10 protein-coding genes are annotated in these 7,774 nt (G+C 38.2%); all 10 read left to right on the top strand.

Features of this window, described 5'->3' with window-relative positions; genetic code table 11:
• Positions 1-1,210 (top strand): type III-A CRISPR-associated protein Cas10/Csm1 (gene cas10 / locus VB714_RS20190; protein WP_323226480.1); only part of this gene is annotated, 1,210 nt, incomplete at its 5' end.
• Positions 1,211-1,276: 66 nt separating this feature from the next.
• Positions 1,277-1,810 carry a type III-A CRISPR-associated protein Csm2 gene (gene csm2 / locus VB714_RS20185; protein ID WP_323226478.1) on the top strand — a complete coding sequence of 178 codons (534 nt, stop codon included), beginning with the start codon at positions 1,277-1,279 and terminating at the stop codon, positions 1,808-1,810.
• Positions 1,811-1,812: 2 nt separating this feature from the next.
• Complete coding sequence (gene csm3 / locus VB714_RS20180) at positions 1,813-2,706, top strand: type III-A CRISPR-associated RAMP protein Csm3 (protein ID WP_323226477.1); 894 nt, start codon at positions 1,813-1,815, stop codon at positions 2,704-2,706.
• A complete protein-coding gene (gene csm4 / locus VB714_RS20175) occupies positions 2,706-3,803 on the top strand; it encodes a type III-A CRISPR-associated RAMP protein Csm4 (protein ID WP_416309748.1) in 1,098 nt (365 codons plus the stop codon). The genes csm3 and csm4 overlap by 1 nt, the downstream gene beginning before the upstream one ends.
• The gene (csm5, locus tag VB714_RS20170) at positions 3,800-5,098 is read left to right on the top strand and encodes a type III-A CRISPR-associated RAMP protein Csm5 (RefSeq protein WP_323226474.1); all 1,299 of its coding nucleotides are present in this window, start codon (positions 3,800-3,802) and stop codon (positions 5,096-5,098) included. Before csm4 ends, csm5 begins: the two co-directional genes overlap by 4 nt.
• Positions 5,099-5,106: 8 nt before the next feature.
• Complete coding sequence (gene cas6, locus VB714_RS20165; protein WP_323226473.1) at positions 5,107-5,877, top strand: CRISPR system precrRNA processing endoribonuclease RAMP protein Cas6; 771 nt, start codon at positions 5,107-5,109, stop codon at positions 5,875-5,877.
• Positions 5,878-5,898: 21 nt separating this feature from the next.
• Positions 5,899-6,213, top strand: coding sequence for a hypothetical protein (locus VB714_RS20160; RefSeq protein ID WP_323226472.1), 315 nt, complete (start codon positions 5,899-5,901; stop codon positions 6,211-6,213).
• A gap of 428 nt (positions 6,214-6,641) precedes the next feature.
• Positions 6,642-7,280, top strand: a complete 639-nt coding sequence (locus VB714_RS20155) for a hypothetical protein (protein ID WP_323226471.1) — start codon at positions 6,642-6,644, stop codon at positions 7,278-7,280.
• A 37-nt stretch (positions 7,281-7,317) separates the two neighbouring features.
• The gene (locus VB714_RS20150) at positions 7,318-7,545 is read left to right on the top strand and encodes a DUF2281 domain-containing protein (protein WP_323226470.1); all 228 of its coding nucleotides are present in this window, start codon (positions 7,318-7,320) and stop codon (positions 7,543-7,545) included.
• Positions 7,542-7,774: PIN domain-containing protein (locus tag VB714_RS20145; protein ID WP_323226469.1), on the top strand; the 233-nt coding region annotated here is incomplete at its 3' end. The genes VB714_RS20150 and VB714_RS20145, both read left to right, overlap by 4 nt.

The raw sequence follows: 7,774 nt of genomic DNA, 5'->3' as shown, positions 1-7,774 counted from the left end.
CGATAAATTGCTCAAATTTAATACTGTAATTCGTTCATTACAAAAAAGGGAGGACAAAAGCTACTTTCCTTTGTTTTTAAAGTTTCGCGATCGCACTATCTATTACTATCTTCCTCCGCAAGATCAGTCAGGAAATCAAGATTTAGCGATCGCCGATGGTGATACTATATTCTTAATCAATAATTGGGATATAAAATCCTACAAAAAATATAAAAAGCCTGTTCCTTTATTTTTAGGTCAGTACGGCAAAAAAACAGAAGAAAATGACAATAAAACAACCATGAGAGCAGAAGAATTTGCCAGTAAAGCAACAGGAATCGATCGCTTGGCTTATCTTCGGATGGATGTGGATAACTTGGGTAAAATTTTCGCCAAAAGTTTAGGAAGTGATTTGAATTTACCCAGACTTGCAGGATTATCGGGCATGATGACCTACTTTTTTAAAGTCTATTTGAACAGTTTGGCAGAAAATCGTGAAGATAATTCTCAAGAGTTTAAGAAATTGACCCAGTCTTCCAGAAAAAATTTACTATTCATCTATGCAGGAGGCGATGATTTATTTATCAGTGGTGCGTGGGATGAAGTGGTAGAGTTTGCATTTGATATTTACCAAAGTTTTCGAGCTTACACGGGATATAATCCGAGTATTACTCTCTCCGGTGGCGTTAGTTTGGCAACAATTAAGTATCCTCTTTATCAAGCCGCAAGCGACTCTGGAGAGATGGAAGACAAAGCTAAGGGAAATGGTAAAGATAGTTTGAGTTTATTTGGTCAAACCTTTAAATGGGGAGAATGGTTAGGGTATAATGAAAAAGGGGCAACAATTCCTAATCAAGAACTTTGTGATTACCTCGATCGCACTTTACCTGAACTGTTAGGAGTTTTGCCTTTTGTTAAAAAATTGAATGAAAATCAAGTTGACTACCCTCGTAGTTTTGTTCGCAACTTATTAAATACTGCTGCTTTGCAAGAAAAGGCAGTTAAAGAAGCAAAAGAAAAGTTTGGAGAGGATTCCAATTATGTTAAAGACACCCGCTATTTTCTCCATCTTCCCAAGGTAGCTTATACTTTATCACGGCTTCCTGACAAGCTGAAAGAGAATTCTGCTCTTATGACTTCGCTGAAAAGTCCTTATAACGCTCCTTATTTTCGAGCGATCGCGACTTGGATCGAGCTTTTAAACCGTCAATCTTCTACAGGAGGAGAATAACCACAGAAACAATCCAAATTTAACTACTCAACAGATTTTACAACAGTAAACTAATAGTAAATCACCATGCCACAACTTAATCAACCACAACCACGTAACCGAGATCAAAATCGTCAATCTCAACCCAGAAATCAACAAAATAGACAAGATAATCAATCTACTACTGTCCAAACAATTATTACTCAAATAAACAAATTATCGGAGGGACTCAAGGGTTATCCAATTCGAGAGCTAGTCAATCATGCGGAAACTTTTGGACCCGAACTTAAAAGACAGAAACTAGAAACGAATCAGATTCGTAAATTCTTGGATGCTATCAATCAAATTAAGTCCAAATTTACCCAAGCGTATGAAGATATCAATACTGAAGATAAAAAGCAAAATGAAATACAACAATTAGTTTTCAAAAAACTAGAACCCGATATTGTTTTACTCAAACCAAAATTAGCTTATGCAGCAGCACGACAAAAAGCAGTTGAGCCATTGAGTCGAGTGATGGCTATTGCAATTGACAAAGTGCGCGATCGAACAGATTTTGAACGTCTCGTTCAACTAATTGAATCTATTATTGCTTACCACAAAGCAGAAGGAGGAAAGTAATTATGACCCTTTCAACTGAACAAAAACCCTTATTAGGTAAATTGCGTTTAACTAGCTCTCTAGTTGTTGAAACCGGACTTCATATCGGTGGAGGTGGTGAAAACTTGGATATTGGTGGACTAGACAAACCAGTGATTCGTAACCCTTTAACTCAACAGCCTTATATTCCTGGATCTTCAATAAAAGGAAAACTCCGCTCAATTTTAGAGCGTTTGCTAAATGAGCCTATCAATCGCACGGGGGGTAGTGGTACTTATCGCCATGAATGTGATAGTTTGAAACCTTGGTTATTGGATGTGAATTCCCAAAGTCCTCATGTAGGTGCAGCAGATTGTCCTGTGTGTAGAATTTTTGGTTCTACGGGTAAATCACAAACATTAATTCAGACATCTCAAGGGAGCAAAAAAGTTACAGGTTTCAATCATCCTTCTCGTTTAATTGTTCGAGATTGTCATTTAGAAAAGAAATCAGCCGAAAAACTTAAACAAATTGATACCAGTCTTTACATGACAGAATGGAAGTTTGAAAATGGGATCGATCGCGTGACTTCTGCGGCTAATCCTCGTCAGCTTGAAAGAGTTCCAGCAGGTGCTAAGTTTGATTTTGAAATGGTGTACACTGTTGAGAATAAAAGCCAAATGCAAGCAGATTTAGAAAATTTAGCGATCGCATTAGCAATTCTCGAAGATGATGCGCTAGGAGGTCACGGATCGCGGGGTTATGGTAAGATTCGCTTTGAGAATTTTAAGGCAGAATATCGCTCAATTGATTACTACAAAAGTAAAATTTCTCCTACCAGTGGTAGCCTTGCTTCTGCTTCTGATGAAGCCATGAAGGATACCTCGGAACTTCTCGATCGCTTTGGGGATATTGTTGGATTATTGGGAGGAGAATGATGGATAATTGGCGATTGATTCGGCTGAATTTTGGTAAAAATGTGGCGCATTTTGGGGAAGTGGGGATCGGTTTGGAAGAAACCAGCGAACGAGTGCGATCGGACACCCTTTTTAGTGCTTTAATTAGCACTTACGCTCGTTTATATAGTAAAGGTGATGTGGAGCAATTACTCACTGATTTTTGCCAAAAAACTGAACCTCCTTTTCGTCTTAGTTCTACATTTATTTATCGGTATGTAGTCAAAGATAAGAAGTTTATCTACTATTTACCCAAACCCCTTAGTTTTCCTCAAAATTATCCAGTTGGGGATGATCTTTCCTTTACCAAGGCTTATAAAAAGCTGAATTATCTCCCTCTGGAAGTTTGGAAACAATGGTATCAAACTAAAGGTTTTGAAGAAAGTGATAAAACTGCACTGATTGCTCATGCTAAAAAAGACGACATTAACAGTTCTCTCAAAGAAGCGGGTGCTTTCAACTATAGAGACACCTATAAAGAAGCTCGTCATCCCAAAGTAGCAATCGATCGCATTACCCATTCAACCAACTTTTATCACACGGGTTTTATTCAGTTTGAACATGAAGATGAAGAGAAAAATAAAAATCATTCTGGACTCTATTTTCTCCTTCATTTTCCTGAAAGTAATTCAAAATTGGAAGAAAAACTACACGCGACTTTGAATTTATTGGCTGATGAAGGACTGGGAGGAGAGCGATCGAGTGGTGCGGGACGATTTACGTTTAAGTGGGAAAAGTTACCCCCAGAATGGGAAGACTTAATTAACTTTTCTGGCTCTAATTCTCATAGTTTATTGAGTTTACTCTGGGATGAAGTGGAAAATCTTCAGAATCAAATTGACCTAGAAATTACCAGTTATAATGTCATTCCTCGTGGGGGTTGGGTGTCTTCTTCTCCTTCTGGTATCCAACGACGACGCAAGAAAGTGCGAATGTTTGCTGAGGGTTCTGTGTTTCCTCATCCCCCTCAAGGTCGTCTTGCTGATGTGACTCCAGAGGATTTCAATCAACATCAAATTTATCGGAGTGGAATTGGTTTAAGTTTACCAACTAATGTTCATCTTTTTACAAACAAATGACTGTTTCAGAACTTCCTAAAATCACAAAACCTAACGTTTATGAAACGGCTCGAATTCGCCTAACGAGTCCTATGTTGCATATTGGTTCGGAAGTGTCTCAATTGAGTCCTTTCGAGTATGTTGAAACTCCAGATCGCGTCTATTTACCCGATAAAGATGCACTGGCGATCGCATTATTAAAACGGGGATATCTGAATGATTATATCGGTGCAATTGAACGCAAAGAATCAATTGAAGATGTTTTAGATGATGCGTTTGGGGACAATTGGAACAGAGCAAAAAGTCCATCGGGACAGCGTATTTTCCCACCCCATTTAAGCAGTCGAAATTGGGTTGAAGGAAATATCACCGATCTGCGTCCGATGATTCGCAATGGGTTTGGTTATTTGTATATTCCCGGAAGTTCGATAAAAGGTGCAATTCGGACTGCGATCGCCTATCATCTCTTGAAAAATTCTAAACAATATAATGCACCTGTTCAAGTCAGTGCAATTGAAAAACAATTACGGCAAAAACTCGATTCTGGAGAGTTTAAAAATAAATTTAAACAGAAATTTGCTGACGATCGCTTATTGATGAACGATCTCTTTGAAAACTTTTCTCTGCAATATAAACATGAATCTCAAATATATTCACCATCGTTGAGAACCGGTCCAAATACCGATTTTATGCGGGCTATTCATGTGACGGATTCTCAGCCGTTATTGGAGAAAACTTTAACTAGCAAGAAAGGAAAAAAGCAAAAGTTTAATATTCCTGTCGTGAGTGAAGTTGTTGTATCGAGTCATTTTTCAGATGGAAAAGCAAAATCTAGAGCATCCATTTATGCCGAACTTGCCTATAATGTCCGCGCACAATTTACGATAACTCTAGATACTGAAATGTTAAGCTGGTTTCGACATAAAGAAGGGATGCAATTACCTTTTAAAAATTTGGATGAACTGTTAAACATTTGTCAAGATTTTGCCCAAGAACAGTGGAATAATGAAGTGAAATATTGGGAAAATATAGGCAATAATCGTCACAATAATAAAACTCTCGACTTCGATCTTGTTTGGGATAAATACTATTCAAAAGCTAAATGTCCCTACAGTCTTCGTATGGGTTGGGGAACGGGAATGTTAGGGACAACAGTTAATAGTTTATTTAACGATGAATTGCGCTCTGAAATTCGCGATACTTGCAGTTTCAAAAAAGCACCGGGTTTTGAGGCTCCTAAATCTCGTCGCACGGTGATGAATAAGCAAGGAAATATTTGCTATCCCTTGGGTTGGGTGACTTTGAAAAAACTCTAAAATGACCAATGTTAATTTCTTCTACTTGGCAAATTATTCCTGATGAAACGGTAACTTTACCTCGTTCTTATTCCCTCGCATTGGGTAAAGAACTGCATCAACGGATGGGACTTTCATTAGGAACAGAAAAAATTCCTAGTACAACTTTTGCGGGTTTATTGGGACGACATGACGGTGCGGGAGATTTTGTGAGTCTCAGTCCAGAGGAAACCTATCAATTCTCTCTCTGTGGTTTATCAGAGCAGAGCGGTAAAGCGATCGCCTCTCTCGATCTGGGGGAAAAATTGTCTTTTTTAGGGGGGACGTTTCGGGTGTGCGATCGCATTGATGAGAAGACCAGTTATGAGGAATTGTACACGACTTTGGTGGCAAATGACCCCGAACCTGTCCGCGAGTTTTCTTTGCAGTTTTTGACCCCCACAGCTTTCGCAAGTCGCAAGTTGGATTTACCGTTACCGATTCCTGCTTCCATGTTTCAGAGTTGGTTAAATCGTTGGAATCATTTTGCTCCCGTTTATTTGGGGAGTGATGAATTAATCGGTTATTTGAGTAATTCCGTAGCGTTGAAGAAGCATAATATTATCACGCGACCTTATCAATTGCCTCGGGGGTATGCGATCGGTTTTGTGGGAGATGTGACGTTACATACGTTAACTCGCACGGACTCTCTGTTGGCAAATGTGGCTCATTTATTGGTTCAGTATTCTCGTTTTTCGGGGACGGGGATGAAGACTCGTTTGGGGATGGGTAAGGTGTGTTTGAGTGCAGACAGATCCTAGTTTAGATATGTTACACTAGAAATGCAAACTATATCAAAGGAGTTCGTCATGCACGATCCTGATAAATTATCTATGTCTGAGAAGTTATCTATCGATAGCTATCAATATGGCATTAGTGAATCTTTCCTAACAGTACATGAAACTGAGATTTCTCTCAACTTCGAGAATTTGAAAAAAATTACTTCCTTGAAACCGATTATCTGTAAAGTTGAGGCTTGTCCAGATCATCAAAAGTCTAAAACTACCGATCGCGTAGAGGTCAAGATGATTTTTGATGAGATAGGAAAAACACCAACAAAAGTTGAAATCTTGCGCTTCACCACAAAATTTGATTAGAATGAACAAAAGGCAGCAATGGTGCAATAATCTATTGCTGCTTTTCTGTGCAAGAATCCCTCTCAGGGACTGAAACCTTACCTTTCAATACTGATAGGACAGATTCAGTAATTTTATATTTAACCAATCTCCCTAGGAGTTTTTGTAAATCCTATCTGGAATGCTTTGAATTTTTATCAAGCAATTCTGGGTAGGATTTGCATTTATAAAATAAGAGTAGTGCGAGCATCTTGCTCGCTTGTTAACCTATTAATCGGGTTTGATATTATTGTGGTCATTATACTCTCTCTCTCATTCGCAATCCGCCGGGGATTCAAAATCCCCGTCTCATATAAAAAGTCCTCTCAAGAGGACTATACTCGTTAATTTCAGGTAAAATATCGCGATCGCGCTAGACTGAAATAGAATAAAAGATATATCCCAGAAAGTTGATATATCGTATTAAAGAGGTAGCGATCGTGTCGTATAGTACATTTAGCTTAGAAGACATTGAAACTCAATTGGGATTAAGCATCCAAGCAACTCAAAATCCCTTAACTCACGCAGAAACTTGTAGTGTTAGCGAAAGTCTCAGAGAAATTTTAGATTATAACTTACCCCTAGCACTGGAAATTGCCACAGAGAAAGCGCGATCGGAAATGATTTTAACCCCGATTTTGATTGAACTCAAGAAAATTTTTGATTCTAAAATTAGCCTTTTTTCAGGACGAGAATTCAATGTCGATCCAGACCAAGGATTAGTCGGATTTTGTGATTTTTTGATTAGTCAATCCCCATCACAATTGATTATTAAATCTCCAGTTATTATCATTATTGAGGCAAAAAATGATAATATTCAATCTGGTTTGGGACAATGTATTGCAGCGATGTATGCCGCACAAATTTTTAACCAGCGTCAAGGGAATGCGATCGCGGAAATTTATGGAAGTGTTACAACCGGAACAAACTGGAAATTTTTGAAGTTAGTCAATAAAATTGTAGAAATTGATGTTCGGGAATATTTCTTGAATGACCTAGGTTTAATTCTTAGTATTTTGAAAAGTTTTATCTCTTTGGAAAATCAATAAAATCGAGTAATTTAGCAATTTTAATGAGGTTAAGTTTATGACTCTTGAACAAGCTGTATTAGCAACTCTGCGAGAACTCCCACCCCATAAACAACAGGAGGTGTTAGATTTTGCCCAATATTTGCAGCAAAAAGAAGTCCTTCAACGTCCACATCCTAGTCTCATGGGGTTATGGGCTGATTTGGATATTCATATTACAGAGGAGGACATTACCGAAGCGCGTAAGGAAATGTGGGGAAATTTTCCAAGGGAGATTGACTTATGAGTGCTATAGTTCTTGATACCCATACCATTATTTGGTACTTCCTGAATTCACCTAAATTATCAGAACCAGCAAGAGTTTCCATTAACACAGCTAGTCAGATTTATATTGCTTCGATTTCTTTGGTTGAAATGATTTACCTGAATGAAAAGAGTAAAATACCCGATCTAGCTCTACAAAGACTAAATCAAGCTCTTGTAAATCCAGATACTCGATGGTTAGTTGCGGTTCT

Source organism: Spirulina sp. 06S082 (genome assembly GCF_034932145.1).
Classification (GTDB): Bacteria; Cyanobacteriota; Cyanobacteriia; order Cyanobacteriales; family Spirulinaceae; genus CCY15215.
This window is presented reverse-complemented; position numbering and strand designations above follow the sequence as displayed.